Annotated in this window: 20 protein-coding genes and 1 CRISPR repeat array; of the genes, 7 read left to right on the top strand and 13 right to left on the bottom strand. The window is 64.8% G+C overall.

Annotated features, from left to right (window positions below; translation table 11 throughout):
- Window positions 1-4 precede the first annotated feature (4 nt).
- A CRISPR array of direct repeats spans window positions 5-1,368; the repeat unit is 30 nt; unit sequence GCCTCAATCGAACCAGCGTGGGATTGAAAC.
- Window positions 1,369-2,030: 662 nt separating this feature from the next.
- Window positions 2,031-3,320: an MFS transporter gene (locus ACFMO3_RS11410; protein WP_376790535.1), complete on the top strand. Its 1,290-nt coding sequence runs from the start codon at window positions 2,031-2,033 to the stop codon at window positions 3,318-3,320.
- Between the two features lie 41 nt (window positions 3,321-3,361).
- Here ACFMO3_RS11410 and cofD read toward each other — a convergent pair whose 3' ends face one another.
- Complete coding sequence (cofD, locus tag ACFMO3_RS11405; protein ID WP_376790534.1) at window positions 3,362-4,309, bottom strand: 2-phospho-L-lactate transferase; 948 nt, start codon at window positions 4,307-4,309, stop codon at window positions 3,362-3,364.
- 219 nt (window positions 4,310-4,528) lie between these two features.
- On the opposite strand from cofD, the gene dnaG reads away from it, so the two are divergent.
- Entirely contained in the window at window positions 4,529-6,472 is a 1,944-nt protein-coding gene (gene dnaG, locus ACFMO3_RS11400) for a DNA primase (RefSeq protein WP_376790533.1), read from the top strand.
- Window positions 6,473-6,583: 111 nt separating this feature from the next.
- Window positions 6,584-8,140, top strand: coding sequence for a sigma-70 family RNA polymerase sigma factor (locus ACFMO3_RS11395; protein ID WP_376790532.1), 1,557 nt, complete (start codon window positions 6,584-6,586; stop codon window positions 8,138-8,140).
- A 46-nt stretch (window positions 8,141-8,186) separates the two neighbouring features.
- Here ACFMO3_RS11395 and ACFMO3_RS11390 read toward each other — a convergent pair whose 3' ends face one another.
- Window positions 8,187-10,001: a heme o synthase gene (locus tag ACFMO3_RS11390; RefSeq protein WP_376790531.1), complete on the bottom strand. Its 1,815-nt coding sequence runs from the start codon at window positions 9,999-10,001 to the stop codon at window positions 8,187-8,189.
- Window positions 10,002-10,444: 443 nt separating this feature from the next.
- Between ACFMO3_RS11390 and ACFMO3_RS11385 the strand changes: the two genes are divergently transcribed.
- Genes ACFMO3_RS11385 through ACFMO3_RS11370 form a run of 4 tightly spaced genes read left to right on the top strand, consistent with a single transcriptional unit; the run spans window position 10,445 to window position 13,513 of the window.
- A complete protein-coding gene (locus tag ACFMO3_RS11385; RefSeq protein ID WP_376790530.1) occupies window positions 10,445-10,897 on the top strand; it encodes a Fur family transcriptional regulator in 453 nt (150 codons plus the stop codon).
- The gene (locus tag ACFMO3_RS11380) at window positions 10,894-11,883 is read left to right on the top strand and encodes a metal ABC transporter substrate-binding protein (RefSeq protein WP_376790529.1); all 990 of its coding nucleotides are present in this window, start codon (window positions 10,894-10,896) and stop codon (window positions 11,881-11,883) included. The genes ACFMO3_RS11385 and ACFMO3_RS11380 overlap by 4 nt, the downstream gene beginning before the upstream one ends.
- The gene (locus ACFMO3_RS11375) at window positions 11,883-12,671 is read left to right on the top strand and encodes a metal ABC transporter ATP-binding protein (protein WP_376790528.1); all 789 of its coding nucleotides are present in this window, start codon (window positions 11,883-11,885) and stop codon (window positions 12,669-12,671) included. Before ACFMO3_RS11380 ends, ACFMO3_RS11375 begins: the two co-directional genes overlap by 1 nt.
- Window positions 12,668-13,513: a metal ABC transporter permease gene (locus ACFMO3_RS11370; protein WP_376790527.1), complete on the top strand. Its 846-nt coding sequence runs from the start codon at window positions 12,668-12,670 to the stop codon at window positions 13,511-13,513. Before ACFMO3_RS11375 ends, ACFMO3_RS11370 begins: the two co-directional genes overlap by 4 nt.
- A 136-nt stretch (window positions 13,514-13,649) precedes the next feature.
- Here ACFMO3_RS11370 and ACFMO3_RS11365 read toward each other — a convergent pair whose 3' ends face one another.
- The 11 genes from ACFMO3_RS11365 to ACFMO3_RS11315 all read right to left on the bottom strand — a co-directional run bounded on the left by ACFMO3_RS11365 (window position 13,650) and on the right by ACFMO3_RS11315 (window position 25,996).
- Entirely contained in the window at window positions 13,650-14,870 is a 1,221-nt protein-coding gene (locus ACFMO3_RS11365) for an HlyD family secretion protein (RefSeq protein WP_376790526.1), read from the bottom strand.
- A gap of 68 nt (window positions 14,871-14,938) precedes the next feature.
- Window positions 14,939-16,192: an HlyD family secretion protein gene (locus ACFMO3_RS11360; RefSeq protein ID WP_376790525.1), complete on the bottom strand. Its 1,254-nt coding sequence runs from the start codon at window positions 16,190-16,192 to the stop codon at window positions 14,939-14,941.
- An 84-nt stretch (window positions 16,193-16,276) separates the two neighbouring features.
- The gene (locus ACFMO3_RS11355) at window positions 16,277-17,230 is read right to left on the bottom strand and encodes an ATP-binding cassette domain-containing protein (protein WP_376790524.1); all 954 of its coding nucleotides are present in this window, start codon (window positions 17,228-17,230) and stop codon (window positions 16,277-16,279) included.
- A complete protein-coding gene (locus ACFMO3_RS11350) occupies window positions 17,223-18,152 on the bottom strand; it encodes an ABC transporter ATP-binding protein (RefSeq protein ID WP_376790523.1) in 930 nt (309 codons plus the stop codon). Before ACFMO3_RS11350 ends, ACFMO3_RS11355 begins: the two co-directional genes overlap by 8 nt.
- A gap of 39 nt (window positions 18,153-18,191) precedes the next feature.
- Window positions 18,192-19,313 (bottom strand): ABC transporter permease, encoded by a 1,122-nt coding sequence (locus tag ACFMO3_RS11345; protein ID WP_376790522.1) that lies wholly within the window; start codon window positions 19,311-19,313, stop codon window positions 18,192-18,194.
- 159 nt (window positions 19,314-19,472) lie between these two features.
- Entirely contained in the window at window positions 19,473-20,108 is a 636-nt protein-coding gene (locus ACFMO3_RS11340) for a TetR/AcrR family transcriptional regulator (protein WP_376790521.1), read from the bottom strand.
- Window positions 20,109-20,303: 195 nt separating this feature from the next.
- On the bottom strand, window positions 20,304-21,356 hold the full coding sequence (locus ACFMO3_RS11335; protein ID WP_376790520.1) for a glycosyltransferase: 1,053 nt from the start codon (window positions 21,354-21,356) through the stop codon (window positions 20,304-20,306).
- A gap of 293 nt (window positions 21,357-21,649) precedes the next feature.
- Window positions 21,650-23,572, bottom strand: a complete 1,923-nt coding sequence (locus tag ACFMO3_RS11330; RefSeq protein WP_376790519.1) for a heavy metal translocating P-type ATPase — start codon at window positions 23,570-23,572, stop codon at window positions 21,650-21,652.
- Window positions 23,573-23,575: 3 nt separating this feature from the next.
- Window positions 23,576-24,037, bottom strand: coding sequence for a Fur family transcriptional regulator (locus ACFMO3_RS11325; RefSeq protein WP_376790518.1), 462 nt, complete (start codon window positions 24,035-24,037; stop codon window positions 23,576-23,578).
- Between the two features lie 177 nt (window positions 24,038-24,214).
- Window positions 24,215-24,583, bottom strand: coding sequence for an NUDIX domain-containing protein (locus ACFMO3_RS11320; protein ID WP_376790517.1), 369 nt, complete (start codon window positions 24,581-24,583; stop codon window positions 24,215-24,217).
- 87 nt (window positions 24,584-24,670) lie between these two features.
- Window positions 24,671-25,996: a M16 family metallopeptidase gene (locus tag ACFMO3_RS11315; protein WP_376790516.1), complete on the bottom strand. Its 1,326-nt coding sequence runs from the start codon at window positions 25,994-25,996 to the stop codon at window positions 24,671-24,673.
- Between the last annotated feature and the right edge of the window lie 132 nt (window positions 25,997-26,128).

The raw sequence follows: 26,128 nt of genomic DNA, 5'->3' as shown, positions 1-26,128 counted from the left end.
CTTAGCCTCAATCGAACCAGCGTGGGATTGAAACGGTGTCGGATTCTCGACAACGGAATACATCACGCCTGCCTCAATCGAACCAGCGTGGGATTGAAACATGAATTTCTATGTGCGCCTTATCATCGCGATCGTCGGCCTCAATCGAACCAGCGTGGGATTGAAACTGGGGTGATCCTGGAGTGACGGAACAGATTGTTGCCGCCTCAATCGAACCAGCGTGGGATTGAAACCGATAAGATCATCGGGGGCGCCATGGCCGTGGCGGGGCCTCAATCGAACCAGCGTGGGATTGAAACCCCGTGATCTGGATGTTCATCTTCCTGATTGCGGGCTGGCCTCAATCGAACCAGCGTGGGATTGAAACGGAGGAGGGATACGCGGTGGTGCAAACCGCACATGGCGCCTCAATCGAACCAGCGTGGGATTGAAACTCTCAAAGTAGAGAAGTAACCCATTCATAGCGCTCATGCCTCAATCGAACCAGCGTGGGATTGAAACTTTTCTTAGCATAAGACGCTAAATAATCAACGAGAAGCCTCAATCGAACCAGCGTGGGATTGAAACATGGCAAGCCGGCGTATTCGCCGTCTCTGATCACGCAGCCTCAATCGAACCAGCGTGGGATTGAAACGCGGGCTGGTCTGTCGATCATGTGGCGTTTGTGGTGGCCTCAATCGAACCAGCGTGGGATTGAAACCTCGTTTTCCTTCCTCCTCCTGCACCCCCAGCAGGCGGCCTCAATCGAACCAGCGTGGGATTGAAACGGAGAAGCCGCTCTCCCATGAGGAGCTGGCCCGTATGCCTCAATCGAACCAGCGTGGGATTGAAACGGCTTACGGCGCCCAGCGCGCTCCGTCTGGCATGTTGGCCTCAATCGAACCAGCGTGGGATTGAAACGAGAGATCGTTTTCAAGAATGAGGGCGGCCCAAGCGGGCCTCAATCGAACCAGCGTGGGATTGAAACCCCAATCCAGATCGTTCAGGGCCCAGCGCCCCTTAATGGCCTCAATCGAACCAGCGTGGGATTGAAACGGGAGAGGCACGCCCTCCTCCAGGAGGTCATCGTTGAGCCTCAATCGAACCAGCGTGGGATTGAAACCATACGGGCCGGTGGTGCAACCCTCGCTTCACCGGGCCTCAATCGAACCAGCGTGGGATTGAAACGGATATACCTGGGTCACGGTGGTGATCACCGTGCCGGGCCTCAATCGAACCATCGTGGGATTGAAACATGGAGGCGATTACCACCTCCACCGGGAGACCCAGGCGGCCTCAATCGAACCAGCGTGGGGTTGAAACCACCTCCCGAACCGCGTGTGGGGGCCACACATATCCGCCTCAATCGAACCAGCAGGGGACAGAAACCCATAGGGGATCCGGCGATGTGCTATCATGTATATAGAGAAAGTCTTCCGGAGATTGAGGAGGGGAGGCGCAGCCCCAGTCGCTCGGCTGGCCTTCCTCCTCCTCGGATAGGGGATGGATCCCTTCCCTCCTTCCGTGTTTAACAGCCAGCCGGAAGCCTTCTCGACCAGAGGGCCTGGCGAGCTGTCCGCTCGTATCCCTTCAGGCCTACGGGAACGGCTTCTCCCCTTCCCACGGCCACGGGCACCCCTATGCCCCCGCCCCCAATGACGCCGGATCGACCGGCATCGCCAACCCAGCCCCCTCGGCCTTCTCTTCCCTCTACCGCTCCCCCAACTCGAACGCCCGCGCCCTCTCCGACGCCGGCTCCCCCTCGCACACCGGCTCCTTCCCCGACCGCCGTTTCGAATCCGTCCACCAGCCCCCGTCCTCCCTCCGCCCCCCGGTCGGTCCTGGCCAATGACTTCCCATGCGCCACCGGCTGCACGTCCGATGTGGATCAGCGCCAGGATGGCATCCCCTCGTCTGATGATCCCATGGGGGCGCAGAACCCGGAGGCCGTATGATATAATCGATCGCGCAACGGCTAAGGGGCGGCCAGGACGCCTTCGGGGACCCGCTGTCTCTTTAAGGCCTCGCGAAAACATCCATCGGAGGGACCCATGCGCACGCCCTGGGCAGTCGCGGCGGTGCTGTTTGCGTTCATGCTGCTCCATCAAACCGACAAGCTCCTCCTGGGCCCTCTCGCCACGGAGATCATGAAGACGTTCCACATCGGGGAAGATCTGATGGGCCTGGCCTCCACGGCGGCGCTGCTGGTTGGCCTCTTCCTCTACCCGCTGTGGGGATACATGGCCGATCGCTTCGCCCGCCCCTTCTTAATCGGACTGGCCTCGTTCATCTGGGGCGCCACCACCTGGCTCAGCGCCATCGCCCCCACTTACCCCCTCTTCCTGCTCACCCGCGCCTCCACCGGAATCGACGACAACGCCTATCCCGGCCTCTACAGCCTGATCTCCGATTACTTCGGCCCTCAGCTTCGCAGCCGCATCTACGGGTTCCTCCAAATGACCGGCCCCGTGGGGTATCTGATGGGTGTGGCCTTAGCCCTCGGCCTCAAGGACCTCATCGGCTGGCGGGCCATCTATCTGATCACTGGCTCCCTGGGCTTCCTCATAGCACTTTTGATCTGGCGCACGATCCACGAAGTCCCCCGGGGACACAGCGAGCCGGAGCTGGCCGCCCTCGCCGAGATCCCTTCCTATCGTTTCAACTTGAATGAGGTCCGCGCGCTGCTGCGTAAGCCCACCTTCCTCTTCCTGGTCACCCAGGGGTTCTTTGGGGTCTTTCCATGGAACGTGATCTCCTTCTGGTTCTTCCGCTATCTGGAGGCAGAGCGGGGCTATAGCAACGCCCAGATCTTCGTCATTATGGCCTCCGCCGTGGTCGTGATGTCCATGGGCTACCTGGCGGGCGGGGCGATGGGCGACTGGCTGTTCCGGCGCACCCTGCGGGGGCGCCTCATCGTCTCGATGGCCGGGGTGCTGGCCGGCGCCATCCTGCTGGCGATCACGATGTCCATCCCTCCGCAGGCCTTCGGTGCCTTCTGGGCCATGGTGGTCCTCACCGCCTTCGCGATCCCCCTAGCCGCCCCCAACGTCCTGGCCACCGTCTTCGACATCAGCCCGCCGGAGATCCGGAGCTCCGCTCAGGCGCTGGAATCTTTCATCGAGGGGAGCGGCGCTTCCCTGGCGCCCTTCCTCACCGGCCTGCTGGCCGTGCAAACCTCCCTGCACACGGCTATCCTGACGATTTGCGTGGGGACTTGGCTCCTGTGCGGCTTCCTCTTCGCTCTGGCCATCTGGTCTGCCCCACGGGATATCCTGGCGCTGCGCGCCGAGCTGCGGGCCCGCGCCGCGCAGGCCGGCGCCGGAGAGAGCGCTCCGACGTAAAGCTCCTGTTCCAGCACCACCCGGAGGATCGGGGGAATCCCTTAACCTTCGCCCGCTGCCGGGAGGCCGGCAGCGACCCACGCCAGGATCTCCCGAGCCAGACGGGCCCGCGCCTCTGGATCCAGGATCACCGTATCCGTCACCAGCGGGCGGATCCCCATGGCCGCCACGGCCGGGGCCAGGGCTGCATCCGCGTGGTCCAGCACGAAGCCGTCCAGGAAAGCATAATAGCTCCGGGCGACCACGAGGGCGGAAGGGGATTCCCCCAGCTCGGCCATCATTTTGGCTGCCGGCCCTTTCAACGCCTGCCCACCGAGGATGGGCGAGACGGCCACAACCGTTCGATCCTGCAACAGCTCCCGAACACCTGGAAGAGCCAGGATGGGGCCGATGCTGACATACGGATTCGAGGGGGCGATGACCACCAGGTCCGCCCCCTCCAGAGCCGCGCGAGCCTCCGGAGCCAGCTGCGCCCCCTCCAGCCCCTCCCAGCGGAAGCCCCGCACCCGGGGTTGGCATCCCCGGCGCACAAAGTAATCCTGAAACGGCAGCGGTCCCTCCTCCGTGTCTACAATGGTCCGTACCGGCTCGTCACTCATCGGCCAGATGGCGACCTCCACCCTCAGGGCGCGGCAGAGGCACGCGGTGACCTCGCTCAGCCGCCGGCCTTGCCGTAACAGGAAGGTGCGGTAGACGTGCGTGGCCAGATCCCGATCCCCAACCCGAAACCAGGTCTCCCCGCCGTATCGCCCCAGCATCTCCAGCGCCCCCCAGGTGTCCCCCCGGATCCCCCATCCGGTCTCCGGGTTGACGATCCCGGCCAGGGTATACATCACGGTATCGAGATCTGGGCACACCACCAGGCCATGCCATTCGAAATCATCGCCGGTGTTCACAATCACCGTGAGATCCTGCGGCGGCATCACACGGGCGAACCCATCCGCCATTCGCGCGCCGCCCACCCCTCCAGCCAGAACCACGATCCGCATGGCGCATCTCTCCTCATCGTTCGCGGTCCGCTGAACCTGGAGTCTCTTCCCCGGGAAACCAACCGTAGCGCCCCGGATCCGATCCGGATTTGGCAGGATCCCTTCCCGCCGCTATGATGGAGACCAGAAGGAGACCTTCACCGGCGGGAGGATGCTCGCCGTCCGTATCCGGAACCGAACACATCATCGACAGTGCATCCCATGCTGTCCGGAGCGCCCATGTCCCTGATCGAGGAAATCAAATCCCGACTGGATATCGTCGAGATCATCAGCGAGAGCGTCCCGCTGCGCCGCTCGGGGAAGAACTATATCGGGTTCTGTCCTTTTCATCATAATGTGCGTACGCCGGCTTTTGTGGTTTTCCCCGATACCCAGACATGGCGGTGTTTCGGCGCCTGCAACACCGGCGGGGATGTCTTTCAGTTCGTGATGCGGCGGGACGGGCTGACCTTCGCGGAGGCCTTGCGGGCCCTCGCGCAACGGGCCGGCATCCCTCTCGAGCCGAAGACGCCGGAGGTCGAGGCCCGGGAGCGGGAGCGCGCCCGCCTCCGTGAGGTCCTGGAGGCCGCGGCCCTCTTCTATCAACACCAGCTCCGTCACAGCCCCGAGGCGGAGCCGGCGCGGGCCTATCTGGCCGCCCGAGGGCTCATTCCCGAAACCATCGAGGGCTTCGGCCTGGGGTATAGCCCTAGCGCCTGGCATGCGCTCATCGATTTCATGCGCCACCGAGGCTTCCCTCTGGAAGCCCTTCAGGCCGCGGGCCTGGCGGTGATCCGGGAGGACGGCACGGCCTTCGATCGGTTCCGGGGCCGCCTGATGATCCCGATCCGCGATCCTCAGGGCCACGTGATCGGCTTCGGAGCCCGGGCGCTGGGAGACGAGGAGCCGAAGTATCTCAATTCTCCCCAGACGCTCCTTTTCGACAAAAGCGCGGTGCTCTTCGCACTGGATCGGGCCCGCGCAGAGATCCGGCGGACCGGCTTGGCGGTGATCGTCGAGGGGTATTTCGATGCGATCATGGCCCATCAGGCGGGCTTCACCAACGTGGTGGCCGCGTTGGGCACCCGTCTCAGCGAGGCGCAGCTGCGCCTGCTGAGCCGCGGGCTGAAGCGCCTGGTGCTGGCCCTGGACGCCGACCCGGCCGGGATGCACGCGGTGTTGCGCGGGCTGGCCTCGGCCCGCGAAGCCTTCCCCGAGACCACCCTGGAGCTTGGCCCTCGGGGGTGGATCCACCTGAGCGGTCAGCTCGGCGTGGACCTGCGGGTGCTGACCCTGCCGGAAGGCGTGGATCCCGATGAGCTCATTCGCCGCGCTCCTCAGGAATGGGCTCGGGCAGTGGAGAGCGCGCGCCCGGTCATCGCCTTCCTCCTGGATTACCTGGCCGCTCAACATCACCTGGAGGATCCGAAAGGGAAAGCCACCTTCGTGCGGGAGATCGTCCCTATCCTCGCCGCCATCCCGGATCCGGTGGAGCGGGATGTTTACATCCAGCAGGCCGCCCGCATGGCCCGGCTGAACGAGCGGGTGCTGCTGGAGCAGGTCACCAGCTATCGCATGAGCGGGCATGAGCGGCGAGCCCGCAAAGGATCGGCGGCGCTCCTCGGCTCCGCCCGCGAGAAACCCCGAACAGGCCTCGAGGCTTTCGGAAGCGGAACGGAGGCAGAGGCGACCTTGCTGGTCATGCTGGGCATGGGGCCTGACCTCCTGCCCTACCTGAACGTCCGCTTCACCGAGCTGGGCCTGGAGCCGCTTACCGAAGAGGATTTCCAGGATTCCACCCACCGGGCCCTTTTCCGGAATCTATCGGAGTTCGGACCGGTGGAGGATTGGCCGGAGGAGACGACGGATCCCCAGCGCCCTGGGCTGCTCCGAACCTTGTGGATGGAGCTTCTTCAGCGCCGCGGGCCGCTGCTGCGAGGATTCGACCCGGAAGACAAGCAATGGGCGGAGGAGGCATTGCGCTTGGCGCTGTGGCTCCGCGAACAGCGCCTGAAGGGAATTCTCGAAGAGCTCCAGGCGCTGGCGGAGTCCATGCCGGATTGGCCACAGGACGAATTCATGGCAAAATGGCAGACGCTGGCGGAAGAGCTCAATCAGACGCAACGCTTCCGATATCGCCGATGGATGATGGATGATCCGCTTCCCACAACCGTCCGACGGTAGCGAGCCGCACAGCCACAGGACCGCACCTGCCTGGGGGCGCATGGGAGACCAAACCCCAGGACATCTATAAAGTCAAGTCTGCCCGATCCATCGGGAAAGGAGTGTCCGCGGATGTCGCAACAACCATGGGAGAACGACGAGGAGAAGCGGGGCCTTGAAGAGGAATGGCCGGAGGAAGAGGAAGGGTTCCTGGAGGAGGAAGAGGAGGAGATGGCAGAGGAACCCTTCCCGGAGGAACCGGAGGAGACCGAGCTGGAAGAGATCGAGAGCGAGGGGATCGAGGAGGAAATCGAGGCCCTGGAGGAGTGGTGGGGCCCGGAGGTGGCCGAGGACCCGGTGCGGATGTATTTGCGGGAGATCAGCCGGGTTCCGCTGCTGGAGCCCACCCAGGAGCTGGATCTGGCCATCCGCCTCCAGGCTCCCCGGCGGCTGGATGAGATCCGCGCCGGCCTGCGCAAGCTTTCCCAGGCGGACCTGGCGATCGCGGTGTATCGGGATCTGGTGGCCGCATGGGAGAAGGCCGCCGAGATGGCCGCCCGGCTCCGCCGTCCCATGCCCCGCCTGACCGATCTGATCGCCGATGTCAGCCGCCCGGTTCTGGAAGCCCGCGCGCACTCCCTCGAACCCTACCTGGAGCGCCAGCGAGGCAGCCGCCGGCTGGCCGACCTGCTCCAGCAACTGGTCCGGATCTACACCGATCTGCTGCTGCTCCCCCCCGAGGTGCTTTCCTACCTAACGGAACATGCGGGCGCGGGTTCGGCCTCAGCGATCCGCTGGCCCAGCGAGCGGGCCCTTCGGGCCCATCTCCCCTCTGAAGAACACCTGAGCCGCTGGTGGCGACATGGGCAGGATCAAGCGGCGGAAGCCCGTTCATGGTTGATCCGGGCGAACCTGCGCCTGGTGGTGAGCGTGGCCAAGAAATACATCGGCCGCGGCGTCCCTTTCCTGGACCTGATCCAGGAGGGGAACCTGGGGCTGCTGCGAGCGGTGGATAAATTCGATCCCGGGCGAGGCTTCAAGTTCTCCACCTATGCCACCTGGTGGATCCGCCAGGCCATCACCCGCGCCATCGCCGATCAGGCCCGCACCATCCGCATCCCAGTCCATCTGGCAGAGTTCCTGAGCCGCCTCATGCGTGCTCAGCAGAAGCTCCAGCAGACCCTGGGCCGGGATCCCACCCCCGAGGAACTGGCCCTGGAAGTGAACCTGCTCTCCCCCCAGGAGGTCCTGGAGATCCAGGCCGCCTGGAACACGAACCAGCCCCTGCCGCCCCATCTGGCCCGCCGGCTCCGGGAGGCCACCCGGAAGGTGGAGCGGGCCCTCCGCTGGGCCGCCGAACCGATGTCGCTGGAAACGCCGGTTGGAGAGGAGGAAGACAGCGAGCTGGCAGACTTCATCGAGGATCAGGGAACTCGCAGCCCGCTGGAAGAAGCCCATCTGACCATGCTCCGGGAGCAGCTCCGGGAGATCCTGGATACCCTCCCGGAGCGGGAGCGGCAGGTGCTGGAGGTCCGCTTCGGATTAAAGGACGGCCAGTGGCGGACCCTGGACGAGGTGGGGCAGATGTTCGGGCTGACGCGAGAGCGGATCCGGCAGATCGAAAGCAAGGCGCTGCGCAAGCTGCGCCACCCCCATTACAGCCGACGGTTGAAGGATTACCTGAGTTGATCCCCAACCGGATCAGCCGATTCCCAGCCTTTCGCTCCCATCACCGCTAAAGGCGGATGGCTCGATCCAGCACCATCCCAACGAAGATCAGGAAAAGATAAGCATTCGATGCGTGATACATCCGGCGGGCGATGGCCTTCTCCGGCGCCCGCCAGAGGCGAAACGCCAGGAACAGCAGATAGGCGCCCAGCGCCAGCGCCCCGGCCAGATAGATCCGCCCCATCGCTCCCGTGATGAAGGGAACCAGCGTGAGCAGCACGAGGAGGATCGTATACAAGAAAGCCTGGAAGGCAGCCGGCCGCGCGCCCCTCACCACCGGCAGCATCGGAACCCCCGCTTCCCGATAATCCCGTTCCGTCAAGATGGCGAAAGACCACGTATGAGGGGGCGTCCAGAAGAAGATCAGCGCGAATAAAAACAGCGCCATCGGATCAACCCGCCCGGTCACCGCCGCCCAGCCCACCATCGGGGCGAACCCTCCGGCCGCCCCGCCGATCACAATGTTCTGCGGCGTCCACCGCTTCAACCCCATGGTGTAGACCCCTACATACCAGATCCATCCCGCCAGGGCCAGCCACGCCGCCGTCGTGTTCACAAAGGTCCACAGGAGGAGAAAGCCGAGGAGGGAAAAGAGCGCCGCCACCCCCGCCGCCTCCCCCCGCCCCAGCCGGCCGGCCGGGATCGGACGGCGAGCCGTGCGATGCATCCGCCGGTCTAGCTCCGCATCCCAGACATTGTTCATCGCATTGGCCCCACCGGAGATCAAAAAGCCTCCCAGCAGGGTGTAGATAAAGGTAACAATAGGGGGCAGCCCGCCCTGGGCGATCATCATCGCCCCTGCCGTGGTAACCAGAAGCAGCGCCACAATCCCCGGTTTCGTCAGGGTGAAATAGGGCTCCCAGAGATTCCGCAGGCGAACGGTTTCCTGGGGGATCCCCTCCACCCATTGCGCCTCGCCCAGCGCCCATGTCCAGGCGATCCCCAGCGCCCCCCAGATCGCCGTGGCCAGCCCCAGATGCAGGGCGTTCAACAGCGCCGGGAACCCCATCCACCGGTTGATGGCCCCCAGGACGATCTGGATTAGATAGAGAACGAAGGCCGTCAGAACCCAATGGAAGATCCCGCGGGCGATCCCGCGCCAGGTCGCCAACCGAACGGCGAGCCAGGCCAACACAAAGCCCACGCCGAGGGCAGCCAGCCGATGCAGCATATGCACACGGCCCAGCAGATCGCCCGGCCAGATCACCCACCCCTCACAGAAGGGCCAGCTCGAGCACGCCCACGAAGCCCCGCTCCCCGTCACCGTGGCCCCCAGCAGCATGAGAATGAACAGCCCTATGCCCGTCATACCGATCCAGCGCATGGCACGGGCAGCGGATTGAACCGAGGAAAGCTCCCGATGCGGCGCGTGGGCGGACCAAGGGGCGGAGGCGCGCACCGCCGCCACCAGCGTCAGGGCCAGGATCGACAGCGCCAACCCCAGATGGACCGCCACCATCGTGGGCGGAAGCTCCAGGATCACCGTGAGCCCGCCCACCAGAGCCTGCCCGAACACCAGCCCGAGCGCCCAGAAGAGCGGGCGGTAGAGATCTGGACGTCGTTCCTTTCCCCAGGCGATCAACGCGGAAAGCGCCAGCAGCGACGTCGCGCTGGCCGCCAGAATCCGGTGAATCCACTCGATCCAGGCAGCCGGATCCTCCAGCGGGGGAACCACCCGCCCATGGCATAGCGGCCAGTCCGGACAACCCAAACCCGATCCGGTCGTGCGCACCAGCGCCCCCCACATCGTCAGCAAGCCGATCGCCAGCGCTGTGATCCCCAGCAGGATTCGCAATCCCCTCCAGGCCTTCGCGCTCTGCATGGGATGCTCCAACGAGGAAGATTCTTCATATATCATACAGAAAAATTCCCATCCGCCCCACTCCATTCCCTGGAAATTGCAACATCGAGATCCAGTAATGAGAGGCATGGCGGCTGGCCTTTCCCAGGCAGCTCGGTGATTAGGAAGCTTTCGCCCGCCCCTTCATCGCCGCCGCCGCGGTTCCTGCAAACAGCGCCCACAGGTCCGCCGACGGTCATTCTGAGGATCGCCACGGCTATAAGTGCTTCGACCTCCCCAACTCCTCAACGGGACGATGGTCGCGGGTCAGAAGGCAGCCCGAGGAAAGTCGATCTGGACCTCGAGAATGTTGACGAATAAAGATTGTCGCCATATTATTGCAACAGCAAAAATTTGCAACAAGATCCCCCCCGGAGGCGTTTCCACTGACCGGTTGGGGAAGGCACCCCTCCTGGAGGGACGAGATGCCGCACTGTCATCCGATCCGACGAACTCTTCGTCAACACGGCTGCCGGGCCACGCCCCAGCGGGTGGTGATCCTGGAGGCCATGCAAGCTTCCGGGCGCCACATGACCGCCGAGGAGATCCATGCAGCGGTGCGGGATCGCTTCCCGGCTATGGACCTCTCCACGGTGTACCGAACGCTGCGGCTGTTCACCCGGCTTGGGCTGCTGGAACGCCATGTGCTGGGCGAGGGACGGATCGTTTACGAGTGGCGGGATCGGCCAAGCCATGGCCATCTCCGGTGCCGGTCCTGCCATCAAATCTTCCATCTGGAAGAATCCGTGCTCGAAGAGCTGCGTCAGGAGATCCAGGGCCGCCTGGGCTTGTCTGTGGAGCAGATCACTCTGAGCGTTCTGGGGCTCTGCTCCCGCTGTCGAGCTCGGGGATCCATTCCATCGGAGGCCAAGCCATGAAAATTGAGCGCCATCGATGGGGAGGGATACTGCTTTCGGTTCTGCTGCTTGCCGCCTGCGCATCGCCTCGCCCTGCAGCCCCCGTCCGACGGTTGCGCGTGGTCACTACTGTCGCCCCCTTAACCAATCTGGTTTATAACGTCGGGGGGGATCGCATTGATCTCCACGGCCTGATCCCGGAGGGGGTGGATTCCCATACCTTCGAGCCTGCCCCGGAGGACGCCCAATATCTGGCGCAGGCCGATCTGATTGTCCTCAATGGTCTGAACCTGGAGACCTCTATTGAGCGCCTGGCCCTGGCGAACAAAAAGCCTGAGGCTGTCTTGCTGAAGCTGGGGGATATGCTCCTCTCTCGGGAGGAGTGGATCTTTGACTTCTCGTTCCCACCCGAGAAGGGCGATCCAAACCCGCACGTGTGGATGGACCCCATCTACGCTCGGGGCTACGTGGAACGGATCCGGGATGCCCTGGTGCGGATGGACCCGGCCAACCGGACTTACTACGAGCAGAACGCGGCGGTGCTGCTCGCAGAGCTGGATCGACTGGATCGCGCCATCCGGGAGGCCATCATGACGATCCCGCCGTCGAACCGCAAGCTGCTCACCTATCACGATTCGTGGGCCTACTTCGCTCGTCGCTATGGGATGACCGTAATCGGGGCCATCCAGCCCTCGGATTTTCGGGAGCCTTCGGCGCGGGAGGTAGCTGCCCTGATCGAGCAGATTCGACGGGAGAAAGTCCCGGCGATCTTCGGCTCGGAGGTATTCCCCAGCAAGGTCCTGGAGCAGATCGGCCGGGAGACCGGCGCGCGCTATATCGACACGCTGCGGGATGATACCCTGCCTGGGGAGCCAGGAAGCCCGGAGCATAGCTATCTTCACATGATGGTGGAGAACGTGCGGACCATAGTGACCGCCCTGGGGGGGCGCGCCGATGCGTTGCAGGAGGTGGACATCCGGAACATCCCAGATCGGAGCCGGCCGTGATGACGCCGCTGGTGGAGCTGCGCGGAGTGACCTGTGGCTATAACGGGCAGCCGGTCTTCCGAGACCTCTCCCTACGGCTGGAGCCAGGCTGCTTCGTGGGCTTGGTAGGCCCAAGTGGAGCGGGGAAAACCACCCTGCTTCGCGTCCTGATGGGCCAGATCCGCCCCCTCACCGGAGAGGTCCGGTTTGAGGGGCGCCCTCTGTCGCAGGTGCGCCCGCTGCCGGTCGGTTATGTGCCGCAACTGGAGACCGTGGACTGGACGTTCCCTGTGACCGTGGAGCAGGTGGTGCTGATGGGGCTTGCCCGGGAGGACGGACCGGGCCCCTGGTATGGACGAGAGGCCCGACGGCGCGCATGGATGGTGATGGAGCGGCTGGGCATTGCCGGGTTGGCTCGTCGCCACATCGCAGAGCTCTCCGGCGGGCAACAGCAACGCGCTTTCCTCGCCCGGGCCCTGGTCCGTCGTCCCCGGCTGCTGCTGCTCGACGAGCCGACCAGCGGGGTAGACATCGCGGTCCGCCATGAGATCCTACATCTTCTGGAAGAGCTCCACCGCGAGGGGATTGCCATCCTGCTGACCACCCATGATTTAAATGCAGTGGCTGCCCATCTACCCCATCTGATCTGCTTCAACCGTGGGGTGATCGCCGAAGGAGCGCCTGCGGAGGTGTTCCAGCCGGAGATCCTACATCGCCTCTATGGGGCCGATCTGATGGTGGTCCGTCAGGGGGGGCTACAGGTGATCGCAGATCGCTGGCACGGTCAGGGAAATGGGAGGGCGGAATGAGCCATTGGCTGTTGGAGCCCTTTCAATTTGAGTTCTTCCGACGGGCGCTGCTGGCCGCGGTGCTGGTGGGGGGATTGTGTGGCCTGGTGAGCCCCTATGTGGTCCTGCGCCGCATGAGTTATATCGGCCATGGGCTTTCCCACGCTGTGTTCGGCGGCGCGGTGGTGGGCTACGTCCTGCGACTGAACTTCTATCTGGGCGCGGGGGCGTGGGGATTCCTCTCCGCCTTGCTAATCGGGTTGATCGCTCGCCGGCGGAAGATCGGAGCAGACGCCGCCATCGGGTTGGTGACCACGGCCAGCTTCGCCCTGGGGGTCGCGCTGATCAGCCGCACCCGCCAGTTCACCCGCAACTTCGAGGCCGCCCTCTTCGGCCACATCCTGGGGGTGACAGAGACGGATCTCTGGATCATCCTGGGCGCCTCCCTTCTCGCCCTGGCCCTCCTGCTTTTCCACTACAAGCCCCTGCTCTTTGCCCTGTTCGATCCCGAGGTGGCAGAAGTCTACGGCATCCCCACCGCCCGAATGGAGCTGATGCTCTCCATGCTGCTGGCGGCCGTGGTGATCGCGGCGATGCAAGTGCTGGGCGTGACCCTCATCGCCGCCGGCCTGGTGGTGCCCGCCGCCACCGCCCGCCTGCTGACAGACGATTTCGACCGCCTGGTGCTTCTCTCGATCCTTCTGGGCAGCCTCAGCGGGCTCATCGGCCTCTATCTGAGCTACCACCTGGACATCGCCTCCGGGGCGGCCATCGTGCTGGTGGCGACGGGGATGTTCGCTGGGGCGCTGGGATGGGAAGCCCTCGCGCGGCAGCGCCCGCTGCGGCTCCCCGTGGGATTCTAATTGCGCCCTGGCTCCCGTCGCCACCCGGGCCAGCCACAAGAGGAAGATGGGTAAGAGAGACCTGGAGCACACCCTCTTCGGATGGACCATTGTTCGTCTTCCTTCCATCGGGATGGCCTGGATTTCCATATGCAAACTAAGGTAGAATTTGCACATCGGCTGGCATCCCCGCTTTGAGACGTCCCTCTGGATTGGGAACCCGGGCTGTCACCGCGAAGACCAGCGTCTGTCGCTCCTCGCGAGTCTGGACGTTCCGCGGAGTGAAGGTCGCCTCGGGAGCGATCCGGGCGATGACCCCGGGAAAAACTTCCCCGGGGAACGCATCGACCTGGATGCGCACAGGCTGTCCCACCTGCAAACGGCCCAGAAGGCTCACAGGCACATAAATGGTCACCTCCAAGGGATCCATCGTGCTCAGGCTGAGCACCGGTTGCCCAGCGCGAACGGTCTCCCCCTCATGGGCCAGGCGCTCGGAGACCGTTGCCGTGAAAGGCGCGGTCAGACGGAGCCGTTCCACCTGCAACCGCAACAGATCCCGCTGGGCCTCTGCTAGGGCTACCGCGGCCCGCGCCTGATCCCGCTCCCATCGCGTTGGCCCGTTCCGGGCGCGATCCAGACGGGCTTGGGCCGCGCGCAGGGCTGCCTCCGCAGCTCGCATCTGCGCTTCCGCCGCGTGAACCTGCGCCTGCAGCGAGAGGGGCCGCTCCCGTATGGCCAGCAGGCCCTCCAGGCGGGCCCGGGCCGCATCCCGCTCGGCCTCCGCCGCCCGCAAGGCCGCCTCCGCGGCTGCCACCTGCCGGTCAGCGATCTCCCGCTGATCGAACGGCAGCCGATCTCGATCCGCCCGCGCCTTCTCCAGATCCGCTCGAGCGCGCTCCACGCCCTGCTCGGCCACCGCCAGAGCGGTCCGCGCCTCGAGGATCTGACGCTCCAGATCCTGGGGCTCCGCCAGCTGGCGCCGCAATGCCTGCCAGAGGCGCTCCGCCGCCTCACGCTCCGCTGCGGCCTGCCGCACCTGGGCGGCCAGCACGGCCTGCTGCTCCGGCGGGACCCCGGCCTCCAGCGCAGCCGCCTCGGCCCGAGCCGCGGCCAGGGCGGCTTCTGCCTCCAGCAGCTGCTGTGACAGGACGGGATCCTCCAGCTCGGCTACCGCTTCCCCGGGCTTCACCGTCGCCCCTTCCTCCGCCAGCCATCGCACCCGCCCGCTCACCTCCGCCGAGAGCTGGACGCTCCGCCCGGTCAGCGTGCCGGAGAACACCCAGCCTCCCCCCGATCCGCCCGATACAGGTCGGGGGAGCCCCCATAGGATCCCTCCGAGGAGGATCATCGAAATCCCAGCCCGAAGCGGTTTGCACATCGACAAGCCTCCATGCGAGGGTAGAGCGGATGACCCGGAAACCATGCGCCCGGACCATCCCGACCACGTCAGGGCACTTCCACATCGGCCGGCATGCCAGGCTTCAGGCGACCCTCCGGGTTCTCCAGCCGGATGCGGACAGCGAACGTCAGATGAGCGCGCTCCTCTTGGGTCTGGACATGGCGCGGAGTGAACGCGGCCTCCTCCGCCACGTGGGTGATCAGGCCCTCAAAACGCTCACCGGGAAACCCTTCTATGATCACCGGAACCCGCATGCCCGGGCGAACCCGACCCAGGGCGGTTTCCGGGACATACACGGTCAACGTGAGAATCCGGAGGTCCATCAGCTGCATCACCCGCGTCCCCGGGGCGACCAGCTCCCCCGGCTCCGCCGCCCGTGAGGCCACAATCCCTTCTTGGGGGGCCTGCAGGACATACCGCTCCTGCCGGGCTTTGAGGGCTTCCAGCGCCGCTTCGGCCTGGCGTAGACGGGCGCGGGCTGCCTCCCGCTGTTCCGGCGTCGCCCCCGCCCGAAGCGCCGCGAGCCGGGCCTGAGCCGCCTCGAGGGCAGCCTCCGCAGCCCGGTAACGGCCCTCGGCCTCCACCACCTGTGTCCGCAGCGTTAGCGGATCCCGCACGACGGCATCCAGGTAATCCTGCAAGGCGCGGCTGCCGTCATAAGCGGCCCCCGTTCGGTTGACCTCCGCCCAAGCCCCCCAGTAGGCGTAAGGGGCATCCAGCACCTCCACCGGCAACGGGGGGCGGAGATTCGGAGGGAGATGTTCCCGGTTCCGTATCACGGCCTCCGCGCGGTTCTTCAGGATCTCCGCGATATCTTTCATAGCCACCGCCTGCTCCAGCCGGGCCTGGGCCGCGCGCGCCTGAGCGGCGGCGATGGCCTGCTGCATCCGCAGCTCCTGAGGCTCCCGCAGCATGGCCAGCGCATCCTTCCAGGCTTGATACGCACCATCCCGCAAGGCCTGGGCCTGATCCACCAGCGCCATCGCTTCCCGCACCTCCTCCTCCCGGGGACCCGCCTCCAGAGCATCCAGCGCGGCCCGCGCCTGAGCGACCTGGGCCTCCGCTATCCGGATCTGCGCATCCAGGAGAGCCGGGTCCAGCTCCATTAGGCGCTGGCCGGCCTGTACCGCGTCCCCTTCCTCCACCCATACCTGGAGCACGCGGCCGCCCTCCACCGCAATGATATCGATCGTCTGAGCCTCCAGATAGCCAGAGGCCCGCAACGGCCGTTCCATCGCCAACCGGCATGCGCTGGCAAACCCCAGCAGACCGATGAGGAGCAGACGGAACGTTCTCTTCATAGAGCCTCGCCTCCAGTTCCAAACCGGATGCGCCTTTTCGTGTCTTCCCGGCCTCCCCAAGGCCCTCTGGGTTGTCGGAAGAGATCATCGCGCCTCAGGATCCTGGCCGGCTCGTTCTCGCTCGATCACCCACAGGAAGATATCCTCCAGCGAGGGAACTGCAGGCTCCACCGAAACGGACTCCAGATCCGCTGCTTCCAGACGCCTCCGGATTTCCTCAACGGGAACTTCACCCATGGGAAGATAAGCATGGATACGGGCGCCGTGGAGGACCACATGGGAGAAAACCGACCATTCCCGAAGTAAGGCCAGCGCGCGATCCAAAGGCGTCGCTGAAATCTCCAGCACGTTCCCTAGGCCGGCCATCCTTTTCAATTCCGTCGGTGCCCCCTGCATGACCAGACGACCATTATGGATGAGGGCGAGGCGAGAGCACTGCTCCGCCTCATCCATATAGTGCGTGGTGACGAACACCGTGATCCCCTGCTCCGTGAGCTGATACAGCAGCGACCAGATCGCCCGCCGCGCCAGCGGATCCATCCCGGCTGTCGGCTCGTCCAGGAACACGAGCTCCGGCTCGTGAAGGAGCGCGACCGCCAAGGCTACCCGCTGTCGCCAGCCCCCCGCCAGATGCCGGACCAGGCGCCGCTCCTGCCCGGCCAGATCCAGGAGCCCCAGCAACCGGGAGATCCGACCCGCCAGGTGCGGAAGCGACAGCCCGTAGGCCGCCCCGTAAAACCGCAACGTCTCCTCCACCGAGAGATCCGGATACAGGCTGAAGCGCTGGCTGACATAGCCGATCCGCGGGCGGATGCGCGCCGTCTCCCAGGTCGCATCATGCCCCAGCACCCAGGCCCGACCCTCGCTGGGCTCCAGGAGCCCCAGCAACATCCGGATGGTCGTCGTCTTCCCGGCTCCATTCGGGCCCAGAAACCCGAAGATCTCCCCCCGGCGAACTTCAAAGGAGACATGATCCACCGCCGTGAACGCCCCGAAACGGCGGGTCAGCCCCTCGGCGCGGATCACCACTTCATCCATCGGTTCCCTCCCGGCGCATGAGATGAGCGAAGACTTCCTCCAGGCGGGGCACGGCCCATCGCGCCTCCTGAACGGTGACGCCCGGGATCGTCCGCACCATGCTCTCCACATCCACCGGGGAAAGGCTCCCCGCCCGCACCACCAGCCGGATGCGATCCCCCAGGACCACCGCCTCCAGAACTCCGGGATGATCCGCCAACACGGCATGCACCCGCATGATCGGCCGGGCGATGATCTCGATGACGGGGTGGCCCAGCGAAGCCCGCAGCCGATCCGGAGCATCGACCGCCAGCATCCGCCCGCGATGCATCAACGCCACCCGCGTGCAGCGCTCCGCTTCATCCAGATAGGGCGTGGTCACCAGGATCGTCACCCCCTGGAGGTGAAACCCGCTGAGCAGATCCCACAGCTCCCGCCGCGATACCGGATCCACGCCGGTGGTGGGCTCATCCAGCAGCAGGAGACGGGGCCGATGGATCATCGCCCCGATCAGAGCCAGCTTCTTCTGCATCCCCCCAGAAAGCTGGGCCGCCCGGCGATCCAGGAACCGCTCCAGATGGGCGAAGCGAAGCAGCCGCTCCATCCAGGCGGGATCGAAGGTCCCATACATCGTGGAAAAGAACGCCAGGTTCTCCCGCACCGTGAGGTCCCCATACAGGCTGAAATTCTGGGGCATGTAGCCGAGAAGCGGCCGAACCCGCTCCAGCTCCCGCAACAGATCCCACCCGAGCGCACGTATGGAGCCCGCATCGGGCCGCAGGACCCCGGCGAGGATCCGCAACAGGGTCGTCTTTCCCGCCCCATCCGGCCCGATGATCCCGAAGATCTCCCCCTCGTCCACCGCGAACGAGACATCCGACAAGGCCCGGATGGGGCCAAACCGCTTCTCCAGATGGTCAACCTCCAAGATCGTCCGGTTCATCTCACCCTCACCACTCCCCATGGAACGAGGGCCGGATCCCTACTCCAGGCGCTTCTGAAAGCGGCGGGCCGCCAGGCCCATCACGGCGATCCCAAAGAGGGTCAGCGCCAGCGCCTCATCCCACAGAGGCTCAATCCCCACCCCTTTCACGATGATTCCCCGCAGGATCACCAGCATGTAGCGCAGAGGGATCAGATAGCTGACCCATTGAAGCGCCTGAGGCATCGCCTGGATCGGGAACAGAAATCCAGCCAGGAAGATCGATGGCAGCAGCAGGAAATACGTGAGCAACATCGCCTCCCGCTGGGTGGAGGCCACGGTGGAGATCAACAATCCGAAGCCGAGGGAGGAAAGCAGGAAAAGACCCGAGAGAGCCAGGAGCAACCCCAGATCACCCCGGATCGGCACATGAAACCAGAGGGCTCCCAGCATCAGGATGATGCCGAAATCAATGAAGGCGATCGCCACATAGGGAACCACCTTTCCGATCACCAGCTCGGCCGGACGGATTGGGGTGACGATCAGCTGCTCCATGGTCCCCTGCTCCCGCTCCCGGACAATCGCCTGAGCCGTGAGCAGCATCGTGAGGAACTGGAGGATCGTACCGATGAGCCCCGGGATCATGTAGTTCGCGCTGCGGAGCTCCGGGTTATACCAGACCCGCGGGCGGGGATCCAGCCCCGGCATCCGTCGGGGATCCAAATGAAGGACCTGCCGGAGGATCCGGGTGGAATGATTCTGCGCGATCGAGAGCGCCGCCGCGTAAGCGTTGTTGGCGACCGTGGGATCACTGCCGTCGATCACTAAGCCGATGATCGCTTGGCGGCCAGCCAGAACATCCGCCCCATATCCCTTCGGGATCAACAGCGCCACCTGCGCCGTCCCCGCGTCCAGCAGGCGAGCCAATTCCTCCGGCCGTTCCACATAACCAATGATCCGGAACGTATCCACGGCGCGATAAGCATCCACCAGCTCCTGGCTCTGCGGCGTCCGATCCCCGTCTAAGACCACCATGGGCACATGTTTGACATCCGTAGTCGCCGCGTAGCCCAGGAGGAAGAGCTGGACCACTGGGATCAGGAACATCACCGCCAGCGTCCGGGGATCTCGAAGGATGTGCAGGACCTCCTTATAGATCACCGCGCTGATCCGACGAAGCATCGAAGCGCCCCCTGCATATTCCGGGATGGGAGATCCTTGTTCCCTGCTCGTAGGAATTGCCCGTTGGGCCCTATCGAAGCCGCTTCGGCAACGATGAGGGCATCATCCGATCCGAAAAGCTCCGCTGGGGCCGGACGAGGCGCCTCATCCTCTATGTAGTCACGAGGGCGAAGGAGCGCGGGCCAGGACCCCATGCAGATATACTTTGAGCGCCTCCGTTAGGAGCCGATCGGTGGGCGCCGGAGAGGGGATCCGCAACAGATCGCTCAGCAGGATCTGGGAGAGCAGAAGGCCCATCCATAGCCGGGCTCCCACCTCGGGATCCATAGGGCGCAAAAGGCCTTTGGCCTGCTGAGCCGCCAGATAACCAGCCACCGCTCGGAGCCCCGGACGGATCGCTCGGGCGACAAATACCCGGCGGACCCGTTCATTACGGATGGCCTCCGGAAGAAGCAACCGCATGGCCGCCACGATCGCGGGATCCCGAGCCAGGGTGATCCCTATTTCCACCACCCGCGCCAGAAACTCTTGAGGGGGAACTTCTCGCAGCGTTCGCGCCATCTGCTGAAGCGGGAAGACGAACGCCTTCGCCTCCACCACAGCCCGGAACAGCTCCTCTTTGCTGGGAAAATACCAGTAGATCAAGCCCGGAGAGATCCCCGCCTCCCGCGCGATTTCCCGGTTGGAAGTCCCCTTAAAACCTTTCCGGACGAACACCCGGAAGGCCGCCTCAATGATGCGCTGGCGGGTTTCCTCACGCTGTCGCTTTCGGAGGAGAGGACGCCTTTTTCCCATGGCACGGCGCTCCTTTTCTGGATAAGCAGGACAGCTCAGGCCTTGTCGGGAATATGCTCGGCTCTGAAATTGATTGATCGGACAATCAAATTATAGACAGTTGTTTCTCACCGTCAAGACGATTCCAAAAGGGAATTCGCCTCTCCCGGGGAGTGCATGGGCCGTGGGAAGGGAGGGGATCGTTTCCAGCGATCCTCAGGAAAGCCCTCCGCCCGAGCGCTCTCCCGATGGGGCGGAAGCGGAATCCGCTTCCCGGGGTCGAAGCCCGGTGAACCCGCGAGGCCGGCGAAGGCCCCGGAGATGACGCCAGCGCCACCATACCCCCACCGGATAGCCGCACATCTTAGCCAGATCTCCCCACACCCGGATCCATGGGACCCAGATGGCCATGCGCATTCGATCCGACCATGGGTAGCCCCGCCAGAGCCGGAAGAGGCGACGATAGGGAACGCGCAGATAGAGCCATCCCCCCAGCAGATAGCCCAGGGTGAACAAGGGGTGAACCCCCAGGCTGAGGACGGCCAGCGCGGGGATCAGTCCTAGGTAGGTGCCATATCGGATCGCATGGCGCAGCCGCCACAGGTCCGCTTTCCCATCCCCCCGGGCATACCGGTAATATTGCAGGAAGAAAGCCCGCATCGTCGGGCGAGGCCGGAAGTAAACCACCGCCTCAGGGACGAAGGCAAAGGGGCCGAATCGTTCATACAGGGCGAAATCGAAAACCAGATCCTCGCAGTAATCCAGCCACTCGGGATAGCCGCCCACCGCCTCCCATGCGCTTTTGCGGAAAGCGACCGAACGGCTGGAGGGCCAGAAACGATCCGGCTGTATCTCCCGCCGCTCCGGCAACACGGTGGCGGCCATCGCGACCTCAAAGGGCGTGCGGGGATCCGGCAGGAAGAACCCCGCCGCCACCATCGTCTCCGGCCGCTCCTCGAAGGGGCGGAGCAGGTGCGCCAGCCAGTGGGGATGCAACCGCACCCCGGCATCGGTGACCGCGATGATCTCCCCCCGGGCAGCGGCAATGGCCCGATTGCGCCCCTGGGAGATGTTGGCGCCCGGAGCTTCGATCACTTGTAGCGGCAGCCGCCGCTCCCCCCGAAGACACTCCAGGGTCCCATCGGTCGATCCCCCATCAGTGATGATCACCTCATCCGGGGGACGGGATTGGAGGACCAGGGAATCCAGCAGATCCTGGATGGAATCCTGTTCGTTTTTGACGGTGGCGATCACGGAAACCCGCAACATCGAAGACCCCCCAGAGTGGGAAGTCGGCTCGCAGCCCCATGCTCTGCCCCTCCGCCATTTTAGTGAATTCCGGGATACAGAACAGATCCGCTCCCTCCACCCCTCTCTGGATGGTGATCGCCCGGCCGCCCCCCTCCGGGACAACGGGGGAAGAAATGGAAGAGCGGGAAACCGCTGAGTTCTCCAGACTCTGGATAACCGGGAAGGGCCGCGAAGCATCGAGAGCTTTTGGGGTGGATGGGCGCGCCGGGGGGCATGTCCACCAGTCCCAAAAGAAGGCATGCATCTGGACGTCAAACGCTCAAGGGGTTCTTTCCCCCACCAGGGGATTGCCCCCTCCACCGCAGAAGACGCAGGCCATGGAGCACCACCAGCAGCGTGCTCCCCTCATGCCCGACCACCGCCAGCGGCAGGGGGATCCCCAGCCCGAAGGTGAGAGCCACCAGCAGGACGATCACGCCGCTTGCGAAGGCCAGGTTCCGCCACACGGTGCGCATCGCCGCGCGGGCCAAGGCGATGGCCTCGGCGACCCGACGGAGATCCTCCTGAAGCAGCACTACGTCCGCCGTCTCAATGGCCACATCGCTTCCCATCTTCCCCATAGCGATCCCCACCGAAGCCGCAGCCAGGGCCGGCGCATCGTTCATCCCATCCCCGACCATTGCCACAGGCCCGATCGAGCGCGCCAGCGAGTGGATCCGCTCCAGCTTCTCCTCCGGCAACAGCCTGGCCTCCACGCGCCGGATCCCCACAGCCTGAGCGACAGCATGGGCGACCGCTGGATGATCCCCCGTCAGCATCACCACTTCGATCCCCAGGCGGCGCAACGCCTCCACCGCCTCCGCCGCCTCCGGCCGCACCCGATCCGCCACCTCAATCAGGCCCCGCCATTGCCCATCATAGACCAGCAGGGGGGTCCGACCGGCCCGTTGTACCTCTTCCAGCATGGCCGAGACCTCGTCGGGGAGCGGAATACCCTCCTGCTGGAACAGACGAGGAGAGCCCACCCAGATGGCATGAGCATTGGCGAAGCCGATCACCCCCAGCCCTGGACGGGCGTTGACCTCCCGGATCTCCGGGAAGGATAACCCGCGCGCCCGAGCCTCCTCCACGATCGCCCGGGCGATCGGATGCTCCGAACGGGCTTCCACCGCAGCCGCCAGGGCCAGGACCGCATCGGGATGGTTTCCATTCAGCACGCGCACTGCCTGCACCGTCACCCGGTTCTCGGTAAGGGTCCCCGTCTTATCCAGCGCGACCACCCGCACCCGGGCTAAGGCCTCCAGGGCCATCCCTCCTTTAAACAGAAGCCCCCGGCGGGCCCCGGCGGCGATCGCGGAGAGGAAAGCCGCCGGGGTGCTGATGACCAGGGCGCACGGCGAAGCCACCACCAGCAGGGTCATCGCCCGATAGAAGGCACGATCGAAGGCTTCCCCCCAGAGCGCGGAAAGGATCAGAGTGAGCGCTGCCCCTGCCAGGACCGCCCATGTGTAGCGCTGCTCAAAGCGATCGATCGACTGCTGCGTGCGGGCGCGCTGCGCCTGCGCCTCCTCCACCAGATGAACGATCCGCGCCAGCATGGTGTCCGAGGCCGGATGGGTAACCCGGATCTCCAGCGCCCCATGGCCGTTGAGCGTGCCCTCGAAAACCGGATCCCCCGGACCTTTCGGAACGGGCATGGACTCGCCAGTCAGCAGGGACTCATCGGCCGTGGAGGAACCCGCCACCACCACCCCATCCGCCGGGATCCGCTCGCCAGGCCGAACCAGTAGGTGATCCCCCACCTCGATCGCCTCGATAGGGATCGTCTCCTCTTCCCCGCCCCGGATGCGGCGGGCGACCGGAGGGCGGAGGTTCAGCAACTGCCGGATGGCCCGGCGGGTGCGCTCCAGGGCGATGGTCTGCAGGGCATTGGAAAGGGAAAAGAGAAACAGCAGCGTCGCCCCCTCCTCCGCATGACCGATAAGGGCAGCCCCCATGGCGGAGAGCAACATCAGCAGGTTGACATCCAGCCGCCCCCTACGCAACGCCATGGCGCCATCCATCACCCCATAAAAGCCCCCCAATAGATAAGCGGCGACCCAGAAGGCGCCTTCCGCACCAGGGGCCACCCAGCGCGAAGCGATCCCGCCAATCAACGCGACGAGGGTCAATCCGACAAAGGGGAACTCCAGCCGGCGTTCCTCCAAGACAAAGCGACGGATCCACTCTCCCATTGTTCAAGCCCCCTCGGCGATGGATGCTCCGGTTTTCCGCTGGCAATCGGGGCAAAGACCGTAATAGACCAGGCGGGCTCCATGCAGCGCGTATCCCGATCGGGCGGCCACCCGCTGATGCAACGCCCGGACGTCCACGCCTTCCAGGTCCTGCACCCGGTGGCAGGAGAGACAGACCAGGTTGATGTGCGGCGTGGTGTCTCCATCGTAATGCACCATCCCATCCCCGGCATCCCCCAGCGCGCTCACCAGGCCCAGCCGCACCAGTGCGTCCAGGGTCTTGTAAACTGTAGCCAGGCTCATCGTGGGAAACCGCCGGTGAAGACGCCGGTAGATGTCATAGGCGGTGGGATGGCCCCGGCTCGTGGCCAGGACCTCGCAGATGGCCACCCGCTGGGGCGTCAGCCGCAACCTGGACGCCCTCAGGCCCTCCAGCATCGCCCTCAATCGCTCCGAACGTTTCATAATCAAAACCTCTATCTGAAGAGAATCATTTTCCAAACCAGGATAAGGATATCTCGGAGCGTGCACCCTGTCAAATCGGCGGGGTTCTCCGTCAGGCAGAGGGGATAGCCCAGAAGGGAAGGGGTCAGCCCGGCCCGGAACTTCAGTGAGGGAAATCACGGGGAAAGCCCGGGAAGCTCACAACACCTGCAGCGCCCGATAGATGGCTGCGCGCTGCCCAGGATCCAGAGGAGGGAGATGCTCAACGTGAAAGAGGCCGGAGCCGGGGAGCTCAGAGGGCGGATGGGGCTCCTGAAGCAGGCGGCAGGCGTAACGGAGGATCAACTGCCAGCGTCCCTCCTCCCGGCGGGAGGCCGCCTCTATGATCACGGGCTCCTCAGGCTCCACCCCGGCCACCCGGCTCATCCATCGCCGGACGCCATCCACCGGATCCTCCCCTTCCATCAGAGGACCGCCCGGCAACGTCCAGTTCCCCTCGGGCGATTGCACCAGCCAGACCGCCTCATCGGCCAGCGCGACAATCTCTACCTGGATCTCCACAGCCATCCGGCTCTCTCTGCTTTCAGGCTTTCAGAGGGAACGGCTGGCCGCTTCCTGTCGGAGATTGAAGGCGTGAAGGCAGCCCCATGTCCCTCAAGAGGGCCCGGGGAGCTCCGGCTCGGGACCTGCGGTGGAGAGAACCATACGATCCGGATCCAGATATTTGCGGGCCGCCGCCTGGACCTCCGCAGCGGTGAGACTGGCGATGATCTCGGGATAGCGCTCCAGATAATCCAGGCCCAGCTCGAAGAGCTCCATATCGACGAGTATCCCAGCGATCCCCTCATTGGTTTCGAGCCGGAGCGGAAGGGAGCCGATCAAAAACGATTTATTGTCCTCCAGCTCCTTCGCGGGGACCCGCCGCTCCAGGAGGCGGCGGATCTCGGTTCGGATGCCCTCTACCGCCCGGGGGAGATGTTCCGGGGCCACTCCGGCGATGACGCTCCACGGCCCGGGGGCCAGACCGGCATCCAGACGGCTATACACATAGTAAGCTAGCCCGTCCCGGTCCCGGACATGATCCCCCAGCCGACCCATCATCCCGAACACCCCCAGGACGCAGTTCGCCAGCGCGGCCGCGTAATAGTCCGGATCCTTCCGGGCCAGCCCGACTGTGCCCATCACGAGATCGGTCTGGGTTTTGCCCGGGATCGGCGTGTGCACGTGGATCCAGCGGTCTGGACGAGAGACCGGAGGCAGGGGATCCGGCTCCGGGCGACAGGCGATCCAATCCCCGAACGCTCGACGCACAGCCTCGATCCCCTCCTCCGCGCGGATCGCGCCCACCATGGCGATGATCATCCGCTCGGGGCTGTAAAACTTCCGATGGAAAGCGACCAGATCCTCCCGGGTGATCGCCTGCACGGTCTCCCGGTAGCCATCCACGCTCCGCCCATAGGGATGGCCCTGAAAGAGTGTCTCCCGGAAACGGAGCCCGGCCATCCGCCGGGTGTCGTGTTCCCGCTCCTGAAGATCCGTGAGGATCTCCCCCCGCACTTTCTCCACTTCCTCCTCAGGGAACACCGGGTTGCGCAGGACATCCGCCAGGATCTCTAGCATGGCGGGCAGGTCCTCGGCCAGGGCCTTTAGGCTGAAGCCAGTGGTATGATAACCCGTCTCGATATCCAGACTGGCGCCGGCCGATTCGATCGTCTCATAGATCTCATGGAACGTTCGATGGGTCGTCCCCCGGGTCAGCATGTCCGCCGCGAAGGCCGCCAGCCCCGCTCGCTCCGGCGGCTCATCCGCCGCCCCCGCCCACAGGAGGCCGGAGAGAACGACGGAGGGGCTGCTGAAGTTCTCATAGGCGAGGGCAATGATGCCGTTCGGCAACACCTCCCGCGCGATGGTACGCGGGTTGGGCACTGCCCAGGCCCGGACCCGTTGAAGTATCAAGGATGGACCGCTTTTGCGCGCCATTCTGGACTCCAGATGAAGGGTTGAGTGGTCGGAACACCGGGGGGAGCGGGGAAAGCCCGCTCGTCCCGCTGCTGGATACTATCATAGCGCAACCCGGGCTTCGAGGGACCTCCCTCTATCATAGGTTCAGAG

It is taken from the genome of Thermoflexus sp. (genome assembly GCF_042408815.1).
Taxonomy (GTDB): domain Bacteria; phylum Chloroflexota; class Anaerolineae; order Thermoflexales; family Thermoflexaceae; genus Thermoflexus.
This window is presented reverse-complemented; position numbering and strand designations above follow the sequence as displayed.